The sequence below is a fragment of the Pseudarthrobacter sp. L19 genome (genome assembly GCF_050859435.1).
Classification (GTDB): domain Bacteria; phylum Actinomycetota; class Actinomycetes; order Actinomycetales; family Micrococcaceae; genus Arthrobacter.
In genome coordinates this window covers 463,414-486,394 of the sequence record NZ_CP193935.1, presented here as the reverse complement: position 1 = coordinate 486,394, position 22,981 = coordinate 463,414, and the positions used below count along the sequence as shown (strand labels likewise).

At 63.7% G+C, this 22,981-nt stretch carries 19 protein-coding genes, 3 pseudogenes and 1 other annotated feature; of the genes and pseudogenes, 10 read left to right on the top strand and 12 right to left on the bottom strand.

Features of this window, described 5'->3' with window-relative positions; translation table 11 throughout:
- Positions 1-206 precede the first annotated feature (206 nt).
- Entirely contained in the window at positions 207-833 is a 627-nt protein-coding gene (locus tag ACRQ5B_RS02175) for a hypothetical protein (RefSeq protein WP_432396489.1), read from the top strand.
- 160 nt (positions 834-993) lie between these two features.
- Complete coding sequence (locus ACRQ5B_RS02170) at positions 994-1,254, top strand: hypothetical protein (RefSeq protein ID WP_432396486.1); 261 nt, start codon at positions 994-996, stop codon at positions 1,252-1,254.
- A gap of 3 nt (positions 1,255-1,257) precedes the next feature.
- On the opposite strand, the gene ACRQ5B_RS02165 is transcribed toward ACRQ5B_RS02170, so the two are convergent.
- From ACRQ5B_RS02165 to ACRQ5B_RS02145, 5 genes are all read right to left on the bottom strand, one after another.
- Entirely contained in the window at positions 1,258-4,407 is a 3,150-nt protein-coding gene (locus tag ACRQ5B_RS02165; protein ID WP_432396483.1) for a UvrD-helicase domain-containing protein, read from the bottom strand.
- Positions 4,404-6,905, bottom strand: coding sequence for a PD-(D/E)XK nuclease family protein (locus ACRQ5B_RS02160; RefSeq protein ID WP_432396482.1), 2,502 nt, complete (start codon positions 6,903-6,905; stop codon positions 4,404-4,406). The genes ACRQ5B_RS02165 and ACRQ5B_RS02160 overlap by 4 nt, the downstream gene beginning before the upstream one ends.
- Positions 6,906-7,189: 284 nt before the next feature.
- Positions 7,190-8,599, bottom strand: a complete 1,410-nt coding sequence (locus ACRQ5B_RS02155; protein ID WP_432396479.1) for a hypothetical protein — start codon at positions 8,597-8,599, stop codon at positions 7,190-7,192.
- Positions 8,569-8,874, bottom strand: coding sequence for a nuclease-related domain-containing protein (locus ACRQ5B_RS02150; RefSeq protein ID WP_432396476.1), 306 nt, complete (start codon positions 8,872-8,874; stop codon positions 8,569-8,571). Before ACRQ5B_RS02150 ends, ACRQ5B_RS02155 begins: the two co-directional genes overlap by 31 nt.
- Before the next feature lie 21 nt (positions 8,875-8,895).
- A complete protein-coding gene (locus tag ACRQ5B_RS02145; RefSeq protein ID WP_432396473.1) occupies positions 8,896-10,194 on the bottom strand; it encodes a TY-Chap domain-containing protein in 1,299 nt (432 codons plus the stop codon).
- On the opposite strand from ACRQ5B_RS02145, the gene ACRQ5B_RS02140 reads away from it, so the two are divergent.
- The 6 genes and pseudogenes from ACRQ5B_RS02140 to ACRQ5B_RS02115 form a co-directional block, all read left to right on the top strand.
- Positions 10,193-11,457 (top strand): IS3 family transposase gene (locus ACRQ5B_RS02140; protein WP_432395381.1). Its coding sequence is split into 2 segments (ribosomal slippage): positions 10,193-10,466 and positions 10,466-11,457, totalling 1,266 coding nucleotides; the frame shifts between segments, so codons are not numbered across the junction. The genes ACRQ5B_RS02145 and ACRQ5B_RS02140 overlap by 2 nt on opposite strands.
- Positions 10,462-10,596, top strand: a sequence feature (AL1L pseudoknot). (Overlaps the previous gene by 135 nt.)
- A 798-nt stretch (positions 11,458-12,255) precedes the next feature.
- Complete coding sequence (locus ACRQ5B_RS02135; protein WP_432396470.1) at positions 12,256-12,693, top strand: hypothetical protein; 438 nt, start codon at positions 12,256-12,258, stop codon at positions 12,691-12,693.
- Entirely contained in the window at positions 12,693-13,112 is a 420-nt protein-coding gene (locus ACRQ5B_RS02130) for a hypothetical protein (protein ID WP_432396467.1), read from the top strand. The genes ACRQ5B_RS02135 and ACRQ5B_RS02130 overlap by 1 nt, the downstream gene beginning before the upstream one ends.
- The gene (locus ACRQ5B_RS02125) at positions 13,113-14,360 is read left to right on the top strand and encodes a site-specific DNA-methyltransferase (RefSeq protein WP_432396464.1); all 1,248 of its coding nucleotides are present in this window, start codon (positions 13,113-13,115) and stop codon (positions 14,358-14,360) included.
- 243 nt (positions 14,361-14,603) lie between these two features.
- On the top strand, positions 14,604-15,896 hold the full coding sequence (locus tag ACRQ5B_RS02120) for an ISL3 family transposase (protein ID WP_412883490.1): 1,293 nt from the start codon (positions 14,604-14,606) through the stop codon (positions 15,894-15,896).
- 44 nt (positions 15,897-15,940) lie between these two features.
- Positions 15,941-16,423: pseudogene (locus ACRQ5B_RS02115) on the top strand (zinc-binding dehydrogenase); the annotation flags it as partial.
- Between the two features lie 25 nt (positions 16,424-16,448).
- On the opposite strand, the gene ACRQ5B_RS02110 reads toward ACRQ5B_RS02115, so the two are convergent.
- The 3 genes and pseudogenes from ACRQ5B_RS02110 to ACRQ5B_RS02100 all read right to left on the bottom strand — a co-directional run bounded on the left by ACRQ5B_RS02110 (position 16,449) and on the right by ACRQ5B_RS02100 (position 18,105).
- Complete coding sequence (locus ACRQ5B_RS02110) at positions 16,449-17,456, bottom strand: NAD(P)-binding domain-containing protein (protein ID WP_432396460.1); 1,008 nt, start codon at positions 17,454-17,456, stop codon at positions 16,449-16,451.
- Positions 17,457-17,564: 108 nt separating this feature from the next.
- Positions 17,565-17,714 (bottom strand): FAD-dependent monooxygenase, encoded by a 150-nt coding sequence (locus ACRQ5B_RS02105; protein ID WP_432396457.1) that lies wholly within the window; start codon positions 17,712-17,714, stop codon positions 17,565-17,567.
- 2 nt (positions 17,715-17,716) lie between these two features.
- A pseudogene (locus ACRQ5B_RS02100) lies at positions 17,717-18,105 on the bottom strand (TfoX/Sxy family protein).
- On the opposite strand from ACRQ5B_RS02100, the pseudogene ACRQ5B_RS02095 reads away from it, so the two are divergent.
- Both ACRQ5B_RS02095 and ACRQ5B_RS02090 read left to right on the top strand, forming a co-directional pair.
- Positions 18,029-18,499: pseudogene (locus tag ACRQ5B_RS02095) on the top strand (SRPBCC family protein); the annotation flags it as partial. The pseudogenes ACRQ5B_RS02100 and ACRQ5B_RS02095 overlap by 77 nt on opposite strands.
- Positions 18,500-18,602: 103 nt before the next feature.
- On the top strand, positions 18,603-18,746 hold the full coding sequence (locus ACRQ5B_RS02090; protein ID WP_432398805.1) for a hypothetical protein: 144 nt from the start codon (positions 18,603-18,605) through the stop codon (positions 18,744-18,746).
- A gap of 64 nt (positions 18,747-18,810) precedes the next feature.
- On the opposite strand, the gene ACRQ5B_RS02085 is transcribed toward ACRQ5B_RS02090, so the two are convergent.
- From ACRQ5B_RS02085 to ACRQ5B_RS02070, 4 genes are all read right to left on the bottom strand, one after another.
- The gene (locus ACRQ5B_RS02085) at positions 18,811-19,584 is read right to left on the bottom strand and encodes a DeoR/GlpR family DNA-binding transcription regulator (protein WP_432396454.1); all 774 of its coding nucleotides are present in this window, start codon (positions 19,582-19,584) and stop codon (positions 18,811-18,813) included.
- A gap of 128 nt (positions 19,585-19,712) precedes the next feature.
- Positions 19,713-20,717 carry a 4-hydroxythreonine-4-phosphate dehydrogenase PdxA gene (gene pdxA, locus ACRQ5B_RS02080; RefSeq protein WP_432396451.1) on the bottom strand — a complete coding sequence of 335 codons (1,005 nt, stop codon included), beginning with the start codon at positions 20,715-20,717 and terminating at the stop codon, positions 19,713-19,715.
- Between the two features lie 10 nt (positions 20,718-20,727).
- Positions 20,728-21,921 (bottom strand): four-carbon acid sugar kinase family protein, encoded by a 1,194-nt coding sequence (locus ACRQ5B_RS02075; RefSeq protein ID WP_432396448.1) that lies wholly within the window; start codon positions 21,919-21,921, stop codon positions 20,728-20,730.
- Positions 21,918-22,907, bottom strand: coding sequence for a 2-keto-3-deoxygluconate permease (locus tag ACRQ5B_RS02070; protein WP_432396445.1), 990 nt, complete (start codon positions 22,905-22,907; stop codon positions 21,918-21,920). The genes ACRQ5B_RS02075 and ACRQ5B_RS02070 overlap by 4 nt, the downstream gene beginning before the upstream one ends.
- Positions 22,908-22,981: the final 74 nt, after the last annotated feature.

Here is a 22,981-nt window from a genome sequence, read left to right as displayed (position 1 = left end):
ATGGCCCTGGGTGAGCCAGTCGACAGATTCCTGCTCGACCCGCGGCGCTAAGACCAATTTCTTGGGCGGCTGGGCGTGCCACGACAGAGTGATCTTCGCCAATGTATAAAGTTCGAGGAGCCTTGAGGCGGCGGACGGCCGACATCTTTCCGAAACACGCAATTCGAGGACCCTCCGCGTCGAACGAAACTGGAGATTGAATCGTCATGAAGTTTTTCAAAACGCGGGTGCTCCTTTGGCCGGCCGTGCTGCTTCTGGTGCTGCTCGGCGGGGGCGCGGTAGCTGCATTCGCATCCGGCGGACTAAACGCGCTGGCCCTAAAGTCTCTGTTCAGCAGTAGCTCCAGCGAGCGTGATTCCCAAGTGGTTCGGGCCGTCACACGCGTGCAACAGGTCGCCCTGCTTAGCCTTCACATCGAGGGCATTGATAGGTACGAAAGCAATAGAGAGATTTTCGGCGTTGTCGTGCCTACGAGTGAGAAAACGACGATGCTTCAATATGAATTTGACGCCAAATTGGGTATCGATGGGTCGAAGGTGAAGATCGAACCCACCGGCCCTACATCGTTCAAGGTGACCATCCCGCAGTTCACTGGGATCGGCTTTGACAACCCTGACTTCAAAGACCCGGTAGAGAGCAACAACACGCTCAGCTGGTTGGCCGAGCCAGCCGTTCAAACGCGGATGGTCAACAACATCCTTAGTGATGAGAACAAGCAGAAGTACGTCGCTCAGAATGAAGATGAGTTGAAAGATCAGGCCAAAGCCTTCTACTCGGGAATCATTGCAGGCGTGGATCCTAAAATCACCGTTGACTTTGAGTTCGCGGAGTAGGTGCCCGCAACGTCTTGTCTGCGCGGCACGAACCCGAGTCGCCAAGACTGCTACGCCATGACAGACATCTCCCGCCAAGTTACAAAAACTTCTTAGCTGTGATTGTTTCTGACACCTCAGAATGCCTCGTTCTGTCGGATCGTCGGCCTACAGTGCTCCCATGAGCCCCGACGAAACGGCCCCAAGCCCTAAACCAAAGAAGCGCGCAGTCTCGCGAAAGTGTCCTGTGTGCGGCAGCGAGGCCTGGCGAATCGCGTACGGGATGATCATGCGCTGGGATCAGGACGCGATGCCGAAAACCGAGTTCGCAGGATGCATGGTCATGCTGGAAGCGCGCGTCTACCCCGCCACTGGCAAAGTCGAATTGGGTACGGCCAAATGGGCGTGCCAGAACCCGGAGTGCCGGCACCGCTGGTGGTGAGGCTCAGCTGATCCGGTACATCTTCCCCAGCGCCGGCATGTGGATCAGTGTTTCGACGACGGGACGCCCGGTGATGGACTCAATCGCTTCGGCATACCCACGCATCTGGCCGATGTACTTGTCTCTGATATGGCCAACGGGGTCCTTGCCCGGATAGGACTTGTGGTCCACCAACACGTACCCTGCGGGCGTCTCCAGCAGAAGGTCGATCCAACCCTCCATGAGCTGGTTGTCAGCATTCCGCCAAGCAACCGACTGCTCCGTGGTGACCGTTGCATCGGGGTAGTGCCGGGCGAAGAAAGTAAGCATCCGCTCACCCGCTTCCACGACGACACTGGGCTCGACGGCCGTGGCCGCGCCCCAGCGGTCAAGCAAACGCTGCGCTGCCGAGAGCCGGGCGGAGTCGTCCATCTCGCCGAGAGGCAGGGCGAAGTAACCGTGGATGGCGGAGCCCACCTGGTCCCAGTTGGCCGCGCCGTGCGGAATCAGCTGCGGGCCAAGGGCGGCCGCCTCGATGACGTCGGCTGCAAAGCCGAAGCTCTCCAAAGAACTGGCGGTCACGCGGGCGGGTTTATGTGACACCGACGGTGCGGCGGTTAGGCAGTCCTCGTACTCGACGGCGGAGCCGTCGTCGGTGGCGGCGGGGCCGTCCGCCGGCTCGTAGCTGAACGCCTCCACGGGAAGAGTGTGTGCGCCGTGGCGCCCCTGCACCGTCAAAGTACCTTCCTTGCCGGCTCCCACCGTCCATTCCACAATCGCGCCCGTCCCCAGCGAGTTCAACGAAGCCGGCGCCGGCTTTGCGGCCGCCAAGCAGGTCACGCTGACGGAGCGGGTCAGGCCCACGTAGAGCACCCGTGCCGAGTCAGCCTGGCGCCGTGCCAAGACCCGCTGGGCGACCGCCGAGGATTCGGCCACTCCAGACAGCGGCTTGAATCCCTTGGCGCCGAAGGGCCAGGCCCAGAAACGGATCCAGCGCCCGTTGAGAGGTTCGCGAACGTCGATCTCGTCCGCGCCTTCGACAGTCACGCCCCACGGTTTTGCCACGACCTCGGTGTCGAGGCTTGCCAGCACGACGGCCGGCCATTCCAGTCCCTTGGCCTTGTGGTAGGTCAGCACGTTCACGACGTCGACGCCGAAGTTCTCGCTGCCGGTGCTGTCGACGTCGGCGAGGAACTTCAGTGACCCGCTCAGTGTCACGGGCTTGCTCAGCGCGGCACACGATTCGTAGTACTGCTCCAACAGGGAGCGCAACGCGTCCAGATTCTTGAGCCGGGTCCCCGGGTTGCTCCAGGTTTTGATGAGCCGGACAGCCCCGAGGCGTGCTGTGACCTCCTCCATGATCTCCGTCGGCGTGCACAGCTTGGCCAAGTCGCGGAGCTCAACCAGGCCTGACACCAGCGGGTCGCTTGCCCAGCCCTGGAGCTCTGCTGTCGGCTCCTCTGCATCGAACAGGGACGGGATCCACCGGCCGAACTGGGGATGGTCAGGATGTAGGTGTGCCAGCTCAGCCAAGGCCACCGTGTCGTCGTCGGACGCGACGAAGGCCATCCCGGCACGGACCAGCTGGATTTCCCGTGCGGCGAACAACGAGGAGGTGTTGGTGGTTGCGTTAACACCTAGCGCCGCCAGTTCTCCGGCGATGGCAGCCACGTCTACATTCGTCCGGGCGAGGACCGCGACGTCGGACCCCTTGAAGCCCCGGCGCTGGATAAGATCCACGACGCCGGCGGCGACGGACCGCCGCTGCTCCGGCACGGTTTTCGCTGCCAAGGTCCACGCTTCCCGGGCGCCGCCTACTGCGTTCTTGGGATGCGCGGCTTCCAGCCGGGCTTCCGGGATGGTCAGCCTGACTTCCTTCTCGCTCAACTCTGGGAACATGGCGAGGCTGATGGCGTTGGAGAGATCGATGACCGCCTCCTTCGAGCGCCAGGAATCGTGAAGTTGCGTCTTGTTCTGGACGTGCGCGGCGACGGCTTTCATCAGCTCCGGGTCCGTGCCCCGGAATTCATAGATGGCCTGTTTGGAGTCGCCCACCCAGACCACCTTGTCCACCAGCTCGGCAAACTTGGTGAACAGCTGGAGCTGAAGCGGGCTCGTGTCCTGGAATTCGTCCACCACCATGAACTTGATACGTCCCTTGATGGAGTCGCAGAACCCCTGGTTGTTCTCCAGCAGATCCAAGACGAGGGTTTCCTGATCGGCGAAGTCGATCAGCCCGTACTGCCGCTTGAATTCAGCGAACCGCTCCAGGCAGGATGCGGCGCAGGCAAACACCAGTTCGGTGAGTTCCCGCAGCTCGGTCTGGAAAGCCGGGTTAGAGACCAGCCCGAGTTCGACCGCTGAAATGTAGCTCTCCAGCTGCCGTTTGGCGTTTGCATTGGGGACGCCGGCCGCCTCGATCCAAAAACGCCAAGGGGTGTCCTCCGGCGACGCATTGGTCAGGACTGGCTCCAGTAGGGCGATCGAGGCCAAGAGGTTCTTGGGTGGAGTCTTGCCTGATTCGGCGATTTCAGCAGCCAGCCCGCGAAGGCTCATGAGCCCTTGGAGGAGCTGGTGGGACCAGGAGGCGCGGTCGTCGACGCCCGCCGGGCCCAGTACCTGCTGCAGCCCCTGCCAGGACGCCGCGGCGGAGCGGGTCAGCGCCGAAGGGGCAATCCGGTTGCTGCGGGCGGCGTCGGTGATGTCGCGGACGATCGTGCGCCAGTCGGTGTCTGCTCCCCGGATGTCGGCTTCGCCGTCGTGCCCCAAGCGACGGGCGAGCGGCTGAATCCGCGGAGTGAACTCTGCGAACACGGCGTCCGTGGCGAGCTGGAAGATCCGCAGCTGGTCGTCCTCGGCGATGACCTGGAGGGCCGGCGACAGCCCGGCGTCGATCGCGTATTCCTGGAGAAGGCGACTGCACACGCTATTGACGGTGCCCACCATGCTGACGGACATCTGCCGGGCGGCATCGGGGCGTTCATTGCCGAAGAGCTCGGCCTGGACCCGGTCGATCAGCTCGGCGGCGGCCTTCTTGGTGAAGGTCGTGGCAAGGATCTGGCTGGGCTTCGTGCCGCTGTTGATCGCGCGGGCGATTTCGCCCATCAGGCTGTAGGTTTTGCCGGTGCCAGCGCTGGCCGTGATCATTGTGACGTTCTGCAGGGCGTGGTTCATGACAGGTCCTCCTTGAGGCCGCACAGGACGGAGAAGTCGCAGAAGTTGCAGGAGGGCTTCTGATAAAGCCGGTCATCCGCCGTCGCCGTATCCCGTTGCTCATCGGCTGATCCCAGCTCCTGCCGCCCGGCGGCCACCACACGGCCACCGACCACCTCCGAGATGGAGAATTCGGCGGCGCGGACGGAACGCTGCCAGGTGCTGCGGCTGGACGCGGGACTGACCAGGGCCGGACCGAAGAGTTCGCTGGTGGAAGCGAACTCGCCCTGCTTGAGCATGTAGTAGGACATTGCGGCGTCCTCCTCCGCGGTGGACATGGGATCCGGCCCGTCGTCCAGCGCCCAGTGGTAAAGGGCCAGCTGCATGGCATCGCCCTGGGCGATCTCTTCGCGGCGGTACTTCGGGCGGTTGGTCCATTTGAGGTCGATCACGACGGGGTCTGCGCGCTGGTCCGCGGCGAGGATATCGATGGATCCTGAGACCTGTACTTCAAGCTGGGTTCCGGAGACGTTCAACATGGCCGGCTTTTCGAATTTGTGCTCGGTGGCGCGGATGTAGACACCCTGGGTTTGGAGGGTCTGGAAAAGCTTGATGACCGAGTTCTCGATGACGGGCCGGAGGCCGGCGAGTTTACTGCCCCTGCCGGGCAGGAGCAGTTCCGAGGCGTAGTGCGGAACCAGCTGGTCCAATTTGGCCTGGACTTCAGCAGGCTCGGGCACTGCGCGGTTCGCGGAGTAGAGATCGCCGAAGAGTTCCTCGACAACCCGGTGGACCAGGGTGCCGATCATGGTGTTCCCGGTGGGGACGGATTGTGCGTCGCCCACCCTCAGCCGCCCCTTTTTCTGCAGGACCCACTTCATGGAGCAGCCGATCAGGGTGCTCAGTTGCGAGAAGGAAAGCGCGTCAGGCAGGAAGGCGGGGCGGGGTCCCAAGTCGTACGATGCCGGAACCGGCCGGGATTCGACGGGCTGTACCGCGGTCAACGCGGCGCTCCGGCCAGCGAGGCGCCACACGCCGTCGTGCACCAACTCGGAGGGAGTGGTGCTGAAGGCTGAAATGGCGTGCTCCACGGCCTTCTTGTTTTCCTCCGGGGTTCCCGGCAGGGGAGTGCCGAGCGTGCTGAAGGCTAGTGAGGACAGCAGCGGGTGCACCTTCGTGGGCTCCCCGCTGACCTCCGCGGCGCGCACCAGCAGCAGTCGCCGGCAGCGTCGCGCGGCGTTTACTGCGACTGAGAGTTCCAACTCGGCGAGGTCAGCAGGATCAGGCAGCTCGACGCCGGCGCCCGCGAGTGCCTGGCGTTCGGCGTCGTCCCAGTGCCGGGGCCGGACCTGGCCGTCATCCTGGCACCCCCACCAGACGAGCGCGTCGACGTCATCGCACAGCTCGGCGAGGCTGCGCAGAGTGACCCGCGGCGCCGCCTCGCCGCCCGTCAGGGGACTGGCGCTGGCGGGAATGACGGACTCCAGGATCCGTGCGATGGTCTTGCGCGACACCGGCTCCGGCCCGTCGATCAGTGCCATGAATTCATTGAGCTGGCTGAGGACGGATTCGAGCTGAGGGTACAACTGCACGCGGCGGCTGAGCTGGGCGCGCAGCCACTGTGCGCGTTCGACGACGGCGCTGCCGCTGACCGTTCCGTCGTCGGTCAGCAGCCCAGTGCTCAGCAGTTGGTCCAGCTCCGCCGCGACGGCGGGGCCGAGCGTCTCGTCGGTGCTGATCTTTTGGAGGGCGGCGAGCCATTCCTCGCCACCGGTGCCGGGTTGCTTGGAAAGTGCGTGAAGCAGATGCCGGGCGGCGGCATGCCGGACGGGACCCACGGGCAGGTTCAGGAATTCGCCCAGCAGCTGAACGTCTGCCGGCCCCCAGATCACGTTAAAGAAGAGCGGAATGATCTGGTCGATGGCCCGCCAACGTGAACGGGCGCCGACACCGATCCGCGGCAGGCCGCGGATCGTCAGTTCGTGGTCCAGCAGTGCCGTGCTTGTTGAGGCGACGACGGCGGACCGGGCCGAAGCCGGGTTGTCGGCGGACGCGAGCCACCGGGCCGTGTGCTCGGCGGCTTCCCATTCGGTCTTGGCGACGAGAACGGTCACTTCGCCCACCGGCTCCGTAGGGACCTCCGGCTCCAAGACCGTCACGCCGCGGCGCTCCAAAGCGCCGATAAGGCGCTTCCAAATCGCCGGGAACGAGCCGCGGGGGTGCTGGAGTTCCAGCCGCGAGATTCCGAGTGGCCAGTGGGCTGTGGCTTCGCTCTCGAGCTCATGGATGAGCTCCAGCGGGTAGTCGGCGAACGCCCGATCGAGGGGGAGCCCGCTCTGTTCCAGGGCAGCGAGGGCCTTGAGCTTGGCGGTCGATCCCTCCGGGGCGAGGCCGGACCATCCGTTGAGGACAAGTTCGTCGCGCATGTTCAGCAGGTCGATGGCCGTGGACCACGGGTCGACGGAGAAGGAACCGTGGAACCAAGCTTCCGGGCTGTCCTGTTCCGCGAGCCGGGCCATGAACTGTCTGATCCGTGTGGAGTGGCGGGCATCCGGGCCGGTGAGTCCGAGCCGGGTCTGCAGGAGCTGGGTCAACCCCAACGGACCGAGCCTGACCGCGCCGAGTGCGGACTCACGATAGGTCCACGGAGCGCGGTCCAGATACAGGCCAAACAAAACGTTCACATCATCCCCCGGGACGTGTTGGAGCGACAGTTCCTCGATCATATGGTCCGGGTCGGACAATGAACGGTGCGACGCGTTCGTGGCCAAGACCGCCGACTTCAACCGGCGTCGGACGTGCCCTAAAGCCGACCGACAACAGCGGGCTGCCACACCTCGGCGCGAGCGAGTGCCGCTTTCAAGTCCCGCCCGCCGGCACTCTCCAGCAGTCCCGAATCCCCGACCACAACGAGCAGACTTCGGGCGCGGGATAGGCCCACGTATAGTTGCTCGGCGGCGCGCTCCATGTCCTTGAACCCGTTGACGCACAGCACCACGGCCGAGCGCTCCAGGCCTTTAAACCCCAGGACGTGGCCGTAGAAGACGTCGTTGTTCGCGTGGAAATCGAGCCAGTATTCGGCGATGGACCCGGCATCGAACCGTTCCTGGTGCACCGGATGCCGGGATTTGGTGGTGAGCAGGGCTATCTGGTTCGGGCTCCAGCCTTCGTCCATGAGCGCTTCGACGCACTCGTCGGCCGCATCCAGGGCGTCCTCGGTGGCGCAGTCAACGCGCCGGACGGGCAGGCCGGTACCGCCGCGGAGCGTGAAGTGCTCGCCGGCGAAGCCACGGAAAGTCTCGGCGATCTTGATGGTGTTGCGCAGGTTATCATCGATATGGATCGGGACCAGATCCGCCGTCGGATGCATGTCGTCGGAGCCGGCCCCTTTCCACCGTTGGTAGACGTCCTGACGGTCGTCCATGAAGGCATACACCTCCCCAGCGTCCGGGTCTTTAGTGCAGGCAAGCAGCGACTCCCACCACAGCGGGGCAAAGTCTTGTGCTTCATCGACGACGACGGCGTCTAAACGTTCGTGCGGTTCCATGCGGCCCGCCATTTCCCTGAGCAGGCGCGGCATCTCCTCCTCGAAGTAATCGGTACCGCTTCCGTCCGGGATACCCAAGGCGCGGACGTATTCGTGGAACTCGCCGGTGAAGACTGGCCTGGCTTGGCGCCAGCCGTCGACCTGAAGCTGCAGGTATTGGCTGAGCCCCTTGTTGTAGCAGAAGAGTCCCACCCGCTTCCCCTGTTTGCACAGCAGACGCGACTTTTCCAGGGCGAGCCAGGTCTTGCCGCTGCCGGCTCCGCCGGTGAAGCGGGCGCGGGGAATGGAACGGGTGGCACGCAGGAGGACGGATTGCCGAACGGTGAGGTGCTCCTGGGCGTCTTCGGCCTCGTGCGGATCGGGGAGTGGCCCTGCGTTGGCGTCGAGGTCACCGCAGAGCTTTCGCGCGATTCGTTCGAGGAAGACAGGCGCCAAACTGGTGGCCCCGCTGCCTTCATGCTCGATGGCGTGGCGGACCTTTGCAGCAATTGAGCCCGTGTCCACCCTGTCCAAGATCAGTGCGCGGGGGCACCCCGCCATTGCCCAACCCTGCGGCACGTCCGTATAGGGCAGGCTGACCAAGTACGCGAAACGGCTGCTGAGCTTGGAACCGAGCTGGCCCTCCAGCCAATTCTTCACGGCATGCATCGACGCCTGCGACTGCACCACGGGACTCTGAATGTTGTGGCTGCCCCCTTGTCGGACTGATGCCACTGCCCGTTTTCGACGCCGACCTTCCCGCCTTTGACCTCGATGGCAGCCATTCCGACGCCGGGCCAGAGCACCAGAATGTCGATCTCGTGCTCTGCGCGTCCGTCCCTGACTTGGACGGAGTGGGCGAGGACAACGTCGTCAGGAAGGCTCCTCTTCAGGGCCTTCCAAACCGCTTCCTCGGCCACTTGGCCCTCGCCAAATTCGGGTTCTTCCGGAATGCATTTCATCACTGGCTCCTGGCGGACTGTCTAGGCTGCGTTCTCAAGAGACTGCACGGCACCATTGAGTGCATCCTCCAGCGTGACCCCGCCGTCCGGGCCGGGGCCGGCCGGAAATTGGCCCGTGTGCCAGCGAAATTTGGCTGGGTCATCGCAGCCCCAGCCACCGCTCAAGCCGTCAAGTATCTCGTGTCCGGCGTCTACCGGCGAGATGCCGTCCTTGTGCCAGTTCGGGAAAGTTTTGGTCGGAGCCGACCAGCCATTGCCGGCAAGATAACCAGTATTGATGGGCCACTGCTCAGCGGGCAGAAACTGTTCTGAGACGATTTCGCTCCACACTCCATCGGCGTCCGGGACTGCCTGGGCGTAGGGTGTCAGGTTGTCGGCGTCGTAAGCGTATTGAATGCTGAGGAAAGAACCCGGGCTCATGTTTGCGAGAACTTCGCTGATGAGTTCGCCGGCTCTCGCCCAGCTTTCTTCGCGGGCGTTCTCAGCTCTGTATGCGTCGACAATCCCGTCGAACTCATCCTCGATTTCGGAGGGCACGGACATCCGGATCACGGATTCCCAAGTCCCGAAATGCCGGCGGATAGCGATGGCGGAGGGACGTTCCCGACCGGCGGCTGTTTCGGCAATCACCCAGCTGTCGTAGCTCGATACTTCCTTTGGCGATCCGAACTCTTCGTAGGAGCTCATGAACGCTCTGGCCGCCTCTGCGAAATCTGCCGCACTAAAACGATATCCTCCGGAGGTAAGCTGCAGCCCCGCAGAGTCCAACGCAGCATCCCAGAACCCCCGCCCGAGTCGGCGGCGGAGGTCGTCTGCCGGAACGGGCCAGCTGCCCACATTTGGAGGGGTGACGTCTTGAAGATCACGCGAGATTGCCACGGCTATTTCGTTGTATTCGGAGTACGAAATTCCGGCCACATCGCCGTCGCGGATTGCCTGTGACGTCGATTCAATTACCGCCAAGATTCCGGCGGTCTTTTGATAGGAGTAGCGATCTCCAATATGCTCCCTGAGCGATGTGATGGATGAGACCGGCATCATCCCCAGAGCCAGTTCATAATCTGGTGTCACGCCGCGTTGAATTCCCGTCACGTACAGCAAGCTGAGCACGTCGAGGGGTGATGCAATCACCTCGCCAGCCACACCCTCTTGTTGCAGCACGCGATGCAGGCTTTCCTTGAACATAAACATGCTCCGGAGCATCTCTACGGCGATGTCTACGTCAACAGGTGCGCCCAAGGCGGCCAAGACCTTCGGTATGTCCGTGGTGAACCGTACCGGGTTTGATGCCGCTTCCTTTTTGTGAAGGATGGCGATCATGCCCAAGCGATACCCCCAGGACCAGCGTGAGCGTGCCGTGCGGATGGTCCTGGACCACCTCAGTGAGTACGACTCCGTTTTCGCCGCCTGCTCCGCCATCGGACCCAAGCTCAATATCGGCAGGGAGTCCCTGCGCCGGTGGGTTCTCCAGGCCCAGATCGACGCCGACGAACGTCCCGGCGTCACCAGTGCCGAGCAGACCCGGATCAGGGAGCTGGAAAGTGAGAACCGGGAACTGCGGGAGGCCAACGAGATCCTGAAGAAAGCCTCGATTTTCTTCGCGAGGGAGCTCGACCCTCGCCGCCGCAAATAGCCGGATTCATCGACGAAATGCGTGCCGATGGCCACGGGGTCGAGCCGGCCTGCAAGGTCCTGCGTGAGCAGGGCGTGCAGGTCGCCCCGCGGACTTACCGGTCCTGGAAATCCAAAGCACCCGCTGCCCGGACTGTCACGGACGCTGCTATCGTCAACGCGCTGAAAGACACCGCAGAGAAACCCGAGTCCCTGTACGGACGGCGGAAAATGACAGCCTGGCTGCGCAGAGAGGGCCACGAAGTGGCCAGATGTACCGTCGACCGGCTCATGCGGGATGAAGCCATGAACGGCCTCGTCCGGGGCCGGAAACCCAGAGCCGGTGCGCCAGCGAAGGACTCCCAGCGGGCCCCGGATCTGCTGAACAGGGACTTCACCGCGGCCCGGCCGAACGCCGTGTGGGTCACCGACTTCACTTATGTCAGAACGTGGGCCGGCTTTGCGTACGTGGCCTTCGCGATTGATGTCTTCTCCCGGGCGATCGTGGGGTGGCACGGCTCGACGATCAAGGACACGGACATGGTGCTCACCACCTTGAAGATGGCGCTCTGGCGCCGGGATCAGGCCGGAACGCCGGTCCCTGCTGGCATGGTTCATCACAGTGACGCCGGCTCCCAGTACACCTCGATCCGGTTCGGAGAGGCACTGCTGCTTGAAGGCTTGGCGGCTTCCGTCGGCAGCGTCGGCGACGCGTACGACAACGCCCTCGCGGAATCCACGATCGGTCTGTACAAGAACGAATGCGTCCGCAAAGGCAGTCCCTTCATGACAGGCCCGCTAAAGCAGTTGGCGGATGTGGAGAAGGCGACCATGAACTGGGTCCACTGGTACAACACCAAGCGGCTTCACAGCACCTTGTCCATGATCCCGCCCGACGAGTTCGAGCAGAACTACTATGCTCAAATAGACGCCTCATCAGACGACGAGGCCACCAGCAAGAAGACGGCCTAAAACCCGGTACGGTTCACCTTCTCGTTTTTTCATATCAAAGCGATGCAAGATTTCGACGTGCACTTCACGCTGCCAACAACACGCATCGCGGCACGCGTCGCTGTTGTGCACCATAGGCGACCACGGCTATGGCACCGTTCGAGGCTGACATTGAGGCGGTGTCGCGAGGCATCTAATCAAGGTAGACCCGGACAGCTTGAAAAGGAGCACTTGCAGAGGTGCGTTGCTCGCTGGCCGCCCACGTGGTGTAAGCGGAAGCGACGCCCTGTCTCAAGGCCGCTGGTCGGCAGATCCGCGGCTGTAGCGGTTGCGCAGGCCTCTGAGCTAGTCAGTACCCGGCAAGTTGCCGAGACTGGAGAATGGGGAGGCTCAACATGGGAACACGGTCCTAGTCGGACAAGTTGTAGGGCGTGGACGATTCTGTCCGTGGCATTGATGACGAGCCGGGAGTCGGCGCGTGGGCTCTCACTCCTGCACCCATCGCGGACGCCGCTACGACGAGTCAACTGGACGTTGGAGAACAAGCCGACGTCACTGATACTAGGTGCGGCCTCGCAATCCGGAGTAGTTCGTCGCTGATTCTACTGCGGTGTCGCGGCGAGCCCGGCATCGCCAATTCGGCCGCCACGCTGCGTGGCGTCGTTGGCATGCCCCAGCTCTTGAGAGAATGGGGTGGTGCATGCGCACTCGGCGGCCGGCAGGTAAGACGAAGGACGCCAACCACATTGTCAGAGGCACGCGGCATACTGCTGTCAAGTTAGATCTTGAACTGCCAGCGAGTGTAACCAGGGGGACCAAATGAAGAATTTTCGAGAGCATCGGACAGACGGCGCAAAGTACATAACTCTTGCCCACGGAGACTATTACCCAGACGCTCTGCCAGAGGCGGCGACCCTATATCAGCCTGTAATTGACAGGTTCGGAGAGCTAGTCCGGGCTTCCGCGAGCTCAGAAATTCTGTTCAAGAAGATAAACCGGGAGTCCAAAGACCGCATTCAGCTGTGTCGGATCTTTCGCAAGTACGTAAGCCCTAGCACCCCGGTTGAGATGCTGAAGAAGAAGTCTGCGGAGGCTGAAATCTTGCGAGATTTTGGAAACGCATTCCGTCCTATTGAGGAAGTCAAGACGCTTGTTGAGCAGCGACCCTCTCCCGATGAGGCGCTCTGTGCAGTCCTCTGGGAGTACAAGGACCGCGGCAAGAAGGGGTATGACCTTACGGAGCAGTTTTTGAACTGATGGAAGTCCACCACCCTGAGCTGCAAGTGACCGGTCCGAGACGCGCCGGACGCGACATTCGTTTGGGAGAGATTCTCGAGAAGTACACCAAGATCGATCGACCCATTGACTTTATGATTTATGATAATGATCGCATTTTGGCCGTCGGCTTGGCTCGCTATGACGGCGACCGCGGCGGCGCGCAGGAAGATGATCGAATCGGGCAATATCGGGAGGTTGCCGATGAATTTTTCAAGTATGCCGATAATAATGGGATGGAAGGCGCAAAAATGCTCTTCCTGAATGATGGGCCGGGCCTCCTTTTGGGAACCATGTGGGAGGACTATTCTAGGCTGGAAGAATTTTGGAAAGGCCGTGCGATGGTGGCAACGCTTCGAATGCTGGAAGAGCGCGTTACGAAAGAATGGCTAGGAGTATAAATGGCAACACCTGTTTCACCGCGATTGAAACGCCAAAGCAAGATCGCTGGCGCTGGCTTCACTATAGACTATGCTGGCAAGACTCCTCGGGGACAGATCCTCAATTCAGAGGCTGGCGAATACGAAGTGATTTCTCCATTTGTCAAAGGTCAGAATCATCTTATCTACGGGGACAACCTCCGCGCGTTAGCCCACTTGGTACGCGATCCAAGTGTGCGTGGCAACGTGAAGTTGGTCTACATCGACCCGCCGTTCGCTACTGACGCTGGTTTTGAGTCTAGGTCTCAAAACCACGCCTACGATGACACATTGACCGGGCCAGCTTTCATCGAGCATCTTCGCCAACGCTTAGTCTTCATTCACGAACTAATGGCCTCGGATGGAACAATTTATCTCCATCTAGATGGTCGGATGATATTCCAGGCAAAAATGGTCATGGATGAGATTTTTGGTGAAAAGAATTTTCAAAATCTTATTACTCGGAAAAAGTGCAATCCAAAGAACTATACTCGGAAGAGTTATGGTAATGTCTCGGACTATATCCTTTTCTACTCCAAGACGTCTACGTTCACTTGGAATCGACCGTTTGATGCCTGGGACGATGAGCGATCGCTGAAGGAATATCCGTACATCGATGAACAGGGGCGCCGATATAAGAAGGTGCCGGTACACGCCCCTGGTGTCCGCAACGGAGAGACCGGAGGGCTTTGGAAGGGCAAGAAGCCTCCGCCTGGGAAACACTGGCAATACACGCCTGCCAAACTTGATGCATTGGACGAAGCTGGAGATATCTACTGGTCTCCGACGGGTAACCCTCGCCGAAAGATTTATTTGGAAAAGAGTTTGGGCATTCCAGTCCAAGATATTTGGCTCAATATGCGAGATGCTCACAACCAGAATATCCGGGTGACTGGCTATCCGACGGAAAAGAATGTGGATATGCTCCGTCAGATAGTAGGGGCGTCCTCCAACGAAGGCGATATGGTCTTGGATTGTTACGCAGGATCTGGAACAACCCTTGCCGCCGCATCCGAAATGGGGCGTCGCTGGATTGGTGTCGATCAAAGCGGTGAGGCGATCGAAACGATTCTCAAGCGATTCAAGCATGGAACCGAAATTATGGGGGACTTCGTATCGGTGAAGCCTGCGGCCTTAGCCGCTGACCACGACGAGATCGATGATTTCGTTTTTCTTAAGGATGTTGCGATGACAATTTCTACTCAAGAGGAGTTATTCAAGATCGGATAAACTGCCGCAATGTCGCTTTGCCCGGCCTTTGCGACAGCCCTGTGCAGACGAGGGTACGCCACGTCCATTTGCCCTATGGGTCCCTCCCCGCCGCGGAACCGCCCGATCAGGCTCTCCACCTGCGGGTTAAGGGGCTCTTCGCGGTTCGTGGGGAACTGATTTCGTGTCGTAGCTAAAAAAGGGGCCCGTGGCCCTGCTGGGATGAGTGTGTCTAGCATTCAACCAGGAACAGGACCACGAGCCTTGACTGAGCCTACCTTCGTGGCGTTCGACGCTGCCACCAGCATCTTCAACCTGCCCGACTACCGCGTCCTCTCCGTCACCGTGCTGGAAGACGGGCGCCGCCAGATCATCGTCGAAACAGACCAGCCACCAGGCTGCCCGAGCTGCGGTGTTGTCGCGACGCGGCGGAAGGAACGGCGCCTCCAACGGATCCGGGATATCCCTGTCGCCGGCGCCGTGGAGGTGCTCTGGTCCAAGTACCGCTGGCATTGCGAGGAACCGGCCTGCCCGCGGCTTTCCTTCTTTGAATCCACCGCCCAGGTCCCGCGCCGCGCCCGTTCCACGGGCCGGCTCCGGGACCACGTCGTTGATGCGGTCATCAATTCCGGCAGGGCCGTGTCCGAGACGGCCGCTGCGTTCGCGGTGTCCTGGTGGATGGTCCGTGCCGCGCTGAACGAAGCCTGCCTTCTGACGCTGCCGGACGTGGATGAGCTCAGCCCCCGCATGCTGGGCATCGACGAACACCGGTTCCGATCCGTGCGGTATTTCCGTGACCCGGACTCCAGCTCGTGGATCCGGCACGAGCCGTGGATGACCACCATCGTGGATCTGGACACCGGGCAGGTCTTGGGTGTGGTCGATGGCCGGGACCACAAGGGCGTTGGCGACTGGCTCTTCGCCCGCCCGCTTCAGTGGCGGCTGGGCGTGCAGGTCGTTGCGATCGACCCCTCGGCCGCATTCCGGAAAGCGTTGAGGATGTGGCTTCCCCGCACCGCTGTCGCGGTCGATCACTTCCACTTGGTGTCCCTGGCCAACCAGGCGGTGACAGAGGCCCGGCAGAACCTCTCCCAGCAGGTCAAGGGCCGCCGCGGCCGCGGCATCGACAAGGCCTGGGCCCACCGGATGCTGCTCCTGCGCGCCGGCGACAAGCTCTCTGACCCCGCGGCCCACCGCCTGGCTGAGGTCTTCACCGCCGATGACGCCACCGGCAAGCTCGAGGCAGTCTGGAAGGTCAAGGAAAAGCTGCGGGCGCTGCTGCGCACCAACTCGCTGGCTGACGCCGCCGCGGCGAAAGAGGAACTCATGACCCTCGTTGAAGCCGCCGGAAGGCCGGAGACGAACAAGCTCTACCGCACTGTCTGCCGGTGGTGGAACGAGATCGAAGTCCTCATCGTCACCGGCGCCACAACCGGCAAGGTCGAAGCCAACAACACCGGAATCAAACACATCAAACGCACCGCCCGCGGCTACCGCAACGCAGGGAACTACAAATCGATTATCCTCATGACCAGTGCCGTCCGGACGGCGGCATGACACTCATCCGCGGAATCAATTTCCCCATAAACCTTGAAGAGCCGGTTAAGGGCATGGGCGTCACCACGATCATCAGCGAACTGACCCAGGCGCGGAAGGAAAAGGCCGTCTCCCGCGGGGTGGCGGACCATGTGCTGGACCCCAGCCAGGAGAACGTCCCGGCCCGGGTGCTGGAACTCACCGGCGGTACCGGCGCCGACGTCGCCTTCGAATGCGCCGGCGTGAACGCGGTGCTGGACACCATGCTCGACGCCGTCCGGCCCGGGGGAGTGGTGGTCAACGTCTCCATCTGGGGCGCGCCCGCCACCGTGGACATGCAGAAGCTGGTGCTCAAGGAGATCGACCTGCGCGGCACCATCGCCTACGTCCGGGATCATCCCGCGGTCATCAAGATGGTGCAGGAGGGCAAGGTGGACCTCAAGCCGTTCATCACCGACAGGATCGCGCTGGACGACCTCGTGGAGCAGGGCTTCGACACCCTCATCAACCACAAGGACACCGCCGTGAAGGTGCTGGTGCATCCATAGCGGCCGGAGCGTGAAAGACGCCCCGTCACCGCCCCGCGATATGCCCAGCCACGAACTCCGCGTCGTCGCCCACCACGGACAGCGTGGCGGACAGGTGCTTCGTGAGCCAGGGGAGGCCCACGGCGTAGAGACCCGGGACCTCGATGACGCCGCGGCTGTGCCGCGGGTAGTTCCACTCGTCGAGCACCGGCACGTCCAGGAAGCCAAAGTCCAGGCCGTAGCCGGTGCACCAGATGACCGAGGTGACGCCCTCGGCTTCCAGATTGAGCCGCCGCCCCGATTCTGCGGGGAGCCAGTCGTCCGACGGCATGGGCTCTGCGGGTGGGGCGTCGACGCCGGCCGCGGCGATGTAGGCGTCGGCCATCCGCCCCAGCCGCGCACCGAACCCCGCCTCCACCAGAGCGAGGCGTGCCGGGAGGTCGTCGCTGAAGACGAGAGTGCCGTCGTCGGCTCCCTCAAACCGGCCGTGCAGGCGGACGCCGCGGCGGCCGAGGTCGCGGAGGTGGATGCTGTGGCCGCCGCCGTTGCCGGAGATCAGCGGGTTGCACATGAAGCGCGCGGCCGGTGAGGGCAGCTGGTCCGTCTGGAGGCCGTTGATGCCGAATGCGGGGCCGTGCAGGTTGAGCTGCAGGATCCAGTGGAAAACGTCCTGGCCGCGGTACCGCCGTGGAGCCTCGGGGCAGGTCGCGACGGCAAGGTGGACCTCCCGGCCGGCGTCGAGCAGGTCCTCGGTGATCTGGCCGCCGGACTGCCCGGTGCCCACCACCAGCACCGCGCCGGCGGGGAGCTGCCGCGCGTTGCGGTAGTCGTGGCTGTGCAGCTGGCGGACGTGGGCCGGGAGGGCCGCGGCCGACGACGGGATCCGCGGACGCTGGAAGGCGCCGTTCGCGAGGACCACGTTCCGCGCGTCCCAGCGGCCCTGATTGGTCTCGACCGTAAATCCTCTGTCGACGACGCCGACCCGGGTCACCTCCGTGCCGAGCCGGACCGGCGCCTCGATCCGCGCGGCGTAGTCACGGAACAGCCCGATCACCTCATCCCGGGGGAGGAAAGCGTCCGGCTCGGGACCGTCGTAGCCCAGCTCCGGCAGCAGGAACCCAAAGTTCGGGGTGTTCAGGTAGAAGGAATCCCAGCGATCCTGCTAGGCGCCGCCCAGTTCCGGACGCCGTTCCAGCAGTTGATGGGCGACGCCGTTCCGGCCCAGCCAGTAACTGGTGGCCAGCCCGGCCTGGCCAGCGCCGATCACCAGGGTGTCTGTTTCGTGCACTGATCCTGCGCCGGGGGAGGGCATGGCTACTTCTTCGGAGCTTTCGGGGTTTTTGGTGATTTGGGGGCCTTCGGCGGCAGCCCGGCCACATGCTCGAACGCCTTCTCCACCCAGGCCCTGGCGCGCGCTTCATCGCCGTCGCCCTCACCGTTCCAGATTTCCGGCAATCCCGTGTAGCCGCCCATGGGGCGCTCGGCCGGCCGAACGGAACGGTCCGCTCCGCACTCTCGAGCGTCGCCTTGTCCGCCGCGGAGAGCTTCACACCAATGGTGGGACCGAACAGACCGGCGAACATGTTGCCGTTCACGAACGCCCCGAGATTCCCGAACATCGGCTTGATGACCACCTCGGGAGTCTCCGGCACCACCGCGCGGAAGCGCGCCTTGTCGGCGTCGGACGCTTTCGGCATTTCCATCGGTACCTCCGGGACGCTGCGGGCCACGAACGGGTCTTCCTGCAGGATATGCCCGTGGCCCGGTGCGGTACAGGCCGCCGGTGGGACGCCGGAGCCGTCCGCCGCCCGGATGAGCGAACAATCTGTAAGGATGGACCCCATGACTCAGAGCAACATTCGCCAGTACCAGGAATCGGTCACGGTCAACGCGTCAGCCGAGACGCTTTACGACCTTGTCTCAGACATCACCCGCACCGGTGAGTGGAGCCCCGTCTGTAAAACCTGCTGGTGGGACGACGAGGACAGCGCCCGCGAAGTCGGCACCTGGTTCACCGGCCGGAACGAGCTTCCGCAGCGGACCTGGGAGACCCGGTCGCAGGTGGTGGCTGCCGAGCGCGGCCGCGAGTTCGCCTGGGTGGTGGGCGGGAAGTACGTCCGGTGGGGCTTCACGCTCACCCCGGCCGACGGCGGAACCCCTCCTAAGCGAATCCTGGGAATTCCTGCCGGAAGGGATCGCCATGTTCAAGGAGAAATTCGGGGACAAGGCCGACGCCCAAATCGCCGACCGCACCCAACAGGCGCTGGACGGCATTCCGAAGACGCTCGCCGCGATCAAGCGGATCGCAGAGTCCATCGCTGTGCACCAGGACATCCGCTCCTAGGACTGGCCCTAGTCCTACCGGCCCGACGACGGCGGGTGCAGCGGCGTCGCGTCGGGGCTCCGGCTCACCCGCCAACGGTTGCCACCTCTACCCGGACCCCCGCGTCCCGGAACTTCTGCATCTGACCCGGGTCGGCGCCGTCGTCCGTGACCAGGGTCCAGGGCAGCGCCAGCCGAGCCCAGGCATGGAACGGCCTCAGGCCCAGTTTGGAGGAATCCGCGAGCACGTACACCTCGTTGCCGCGCCGGGCCATCAACTCCTTTAGCCGGGTCTGGGCGTGGTCGGCTTCGCAGATGCCGTCCTCGGCAGTGACGGCGTCGGCGCCGAGGAACACCCGGTCAAAGCTCATCCGCTCCAGGGCGGCCTCAGCCAGCGGACCCACGAAGCTCTGGCTCAGGCTCCGTAACCGGCCACCCAGGCAGTCCACCTCGATGCCCTCAGACTCGGCCAGTTCCTGCATGGTGTTGATGCCCGGCGTCGTCACGGACAGCTTTTCAAAGCCCCGCAGTTCATGCGCCAGGGCGCCGACCGTGGAGCCGGCATCAAGCAGGATGTTTTCCCCCGGCCGGATCACGGACGCTGCCCAGCGGGCAATGGCCTGCTTCTGCTCAAATGCCTCGCCGGTGCGCTGCCGCAGCGACGCCTCCGGGTGCGCACCCAGGGCCATGGCGCCGCCGTAGGTGCGGGCCAGCCGGCCCTGTCCGTTCAGCAACGCCAGATCGCGGCGGATGGTGGAGGCCGTGACCTCGAACCGGTCGGAGAGTTCCTCCACGGAGGCCAGGCCGGTGGTGACGGCGAGGTGGTAGATCTCCTCGCGCCGCGCCTTTGCGCTTAGCATTCCCGGTCTCCTTCTCCTGGCGGTGCTCTCCATGCTAGTTCCAACGGCGTGCTCGGAACGCCGGAACTCCGACGGCCGACCAGCGCTTCCGCGCTGACCGGCCGTCGGGAGGGATTGTCCGCTGTCCGCTAAGCGTCTTCGTCCCGGGCCGGCGCCAGGTCCACTGCCTGCCGCAGGGCTTCCAGCAGCGACTCGTGGTCCGCAATGTTCTTGCCCGCAATGTCGAAGGCGGTGCCGTGGTCCACGGACGTACGTACCACCGGCAGGCCCACGGTGATGTTCACGCCGTTCTCCAGGCCCAGGACCTTGACCGGGCCGTGGCCCTGGTCGTGGTACTGGGCCACCACCAGGTCGAAGTCGCCGCGGCCCGCCAGGAAGAACAGGGTGTCGGCCGGAAGCGGTCCGAACGCGTCGATACCGTCGGCCTGGGCCTTTTCGATGCCCGGCTGGATCTTCTCCGCCTCCTCGCCGTAGCCGAAGAGCCCGTTTTCGCCCGCATGCGGGTTGATGGCGCATACGGCGATCCGCGGGTTCTCGATCCCGGAGGCGCGCAGCAGTTCATAGCCGCGCTTGATGGTCCGGTAGACCAGGTCCCCGTTGATCTTGGCGATCGCGTCGATCAGGCCGATGTGGGTGGTGACGTGGATGACGCGCATCTTCGGTGCCGTCAGCATCATGGAGACTTCCTCCGTGCCGGTCAGCTCGGCAAGGAGTTCGGTGTGTCCGGGGAACTTGTGGCCGGCCGCGTGCAGGGCCGCCTTGTTCAGCGGCCCGGTGCAGATGGCATCCACCTGGCGGTCCAGCGCCAGCGCGACGGCCTTCTCGATGAAGAGGTAGGAACCGTGGCCGGCCGCAGCGGAAAGTTCGCCCCATGCGAGGTCCTCCGGGATGCAGCCGATGTCCAGCACGTCGATGGTGCCCTCCTCGAACCGGGCCTCCGACGGGTCAGCGACTTTCCGCAGGGCCAGCGGGCTGGCGACGATCCCCGAGGCGAGTTCCAGCCTGCGGAGGTCCCCGATGACGAGCATGCGTGCCTTGGACCGGAGTTCGCTGTCGGCCAGGGCCTTGACGATGATTTCCGGGCCGATGCCGGCCGCATCGCCCATGGTGATGGCAACAATCGGGCGTCCCATTATTTGATACTCATTTCAGTCGGTGTAGCAGTGAGAAATTGTGTGGTCCGGGCCAGCGTGCCGGCGTCCCCGAACGCGCCGGCCTTGGTGACCAGCAGGGGAGCGGCCCGGGCAGCAGGCTCATGACGACGCCGGGCTCGACTTCGCCCAGCACGGTGAAGGCGCCGGCGCCGAGCGTCTTCAGGACCGCCGTCGCCGTTTCCCCGCCGGTGAGGACCAGGGCATCGCAGTGCCCGATGCCACCAGCGGTGGCACGCGCCAGGGCCTCTGCGACGACGAGGGCCTGCGACTTGTCGACGGCGCCCATCGGGTCCGGGGTCAGGACCACATCCGTCCTGGTCATCGCCTCCGCAACCAGCCGGGGAACCGCCGGGCCGTCGAAGCTGGTGTGGTCCAGCGTGATGTGTTCCGCGCCCGCCTCGATCAGCGCATCGGTTTGCTGCCGGGCGAGGCCGGAGTAGCTGCCGATCACCGTCAACGTCCGGTTCACCCGCCGCGCCCGTGCCCCGCCGGCGCTGGTTGACCCGCGACCGGCGGCGAGGTGCCCCGCCAGCCCGCCCGAGCCGGCCAGGAACGCCGGGAAGTCCAGCAGTTCCGCGGCCGCAGCGATGACCCTGAGATCGGCATCGACGTCGGCGTCCAGCACGACGGCGTTGATCCCTCGTTCCTGTATCTCCCGCAGGCGCAGCGCCAGGTCCTCCGGGCTCCGCGCGGAACCTCCCGTCATGACCTCAACGGTGAGGCCGCCCTCAGAAAGTGCGCGGGCGACGTCGCCGTCGAAGTTGCCGCCGATGAGCGGGACGCCGTTCACGTGGACGGTGCCGCCCCGGGTGGTCCTTCCGGTGCCGGGAAACGCGGGGGCCACGATGGCCAGGCCGTCGGCGCGGCCCCCGGTGAGCTGCGCCAGGGTTGCCGCGACTTCGACGCCCACGTTGCCCCGCAACAGCGAGTCAAACTTCTTAAAGATTCTGCGCCGCTGTCCGAGGGCGCGCTGCACGGCCGCCGTGACCACCGACGAGGCTTCCCCGGCCGGCAGGTACCGGCTCTCCGTGTTGATCGAAAGGATCTGGGCCTCGGGCCAGTCCCGGTCGACGTCGAGGATGACGGAACTGCTGTGGGTGGGGCCGTAGGCGGCGGCCGCGTCGGCCGCGCCCGTCAGGTCGTCGGCAATGATTGCCCATCGGGCGGCTTCGAAGGTGCTCATACTGCGTGCGAAACCTCGCGTGAGGCCACAACCTCCTTGGCCTTGAGGCGCTTGGCGTACCAGGCAACCATAAGCGGGCAGCCGATGGCGGTGACGACGACGGAAGCTGCAACCAGCACCGTGGCGGGGCCGGCCGCGGGCAGGTAGGCAGGGTTGGCTGCCGCCACCAGCATCGGGACGGTGGCCGCATTTCCGGCGGTGGTGGCGGCCGCCAGTCCGGCGATACCCGAGCCGCCGGTGAGCTTGTCGGCAAAGAACAGCACAGCGCCGCCGGCGATCAGGACGAACAAGCCGAGCGCAACGCCCAGCAGTCCGGCGTTGAGCACCTGCCCGAGGTTGAGGCCGAAGCCAAGGGCGAGGGCGAAGAACGGAATGAGGACGGGGGCCGCGGAGGAGAGGAACTTCCGCATCGCGGGGTCCAGTGCGCCCAGCAGCGCGCCCAGGAGCAGCGGGATGATCGCGCCGACCAGTGCCTGCCAGGGGAAGGCGGAAAGGCCGGCGACGCCGAGGGTGACCATGGTCAGGAAGGGGCCGGACTCCAGCGTCATCACCGAGTACGCCGCCACATCCTTGGGCTTGCCGTACTGGCCCATGAGGGCCATGTACATTCCGCCGTTGGTGTCGTTGAGGGCAGCCAGGATGGCCAGAACCGACAAACCGGTGAGGAGGCCGCCGTTAATGGGCAGCTCGCCCAGGAACCGGCCGGCCACGACGCCGATGATGATCGCGAACAGGACCTTGCTGCCGAAAAGCACGCCGCCCTTCTTCAGGATGTACGGAGTGGCCTTGATGTCGATGCTGGCGCCCATGCACACATAGAACACGGCGAGGATGGTGGTGCCGCCGGTGAAGAGGGCACCCGTGAACGAACCGAAGAACTTGGCCGAATCCGGAGCAAAGGTGCCGAGAAGGGCGCCGATGAGCAGGGGAATCAGCATCATGCCGCCAGGAACCTTTTCCATGGTGGCCTTGATGGGGACAGACATATAGCAACCTCATTGTTGTTAGGGCGGGAGCGAGCCGGTGGGACTCTAAGAATGATCTAGAGCGTAAACCTAGT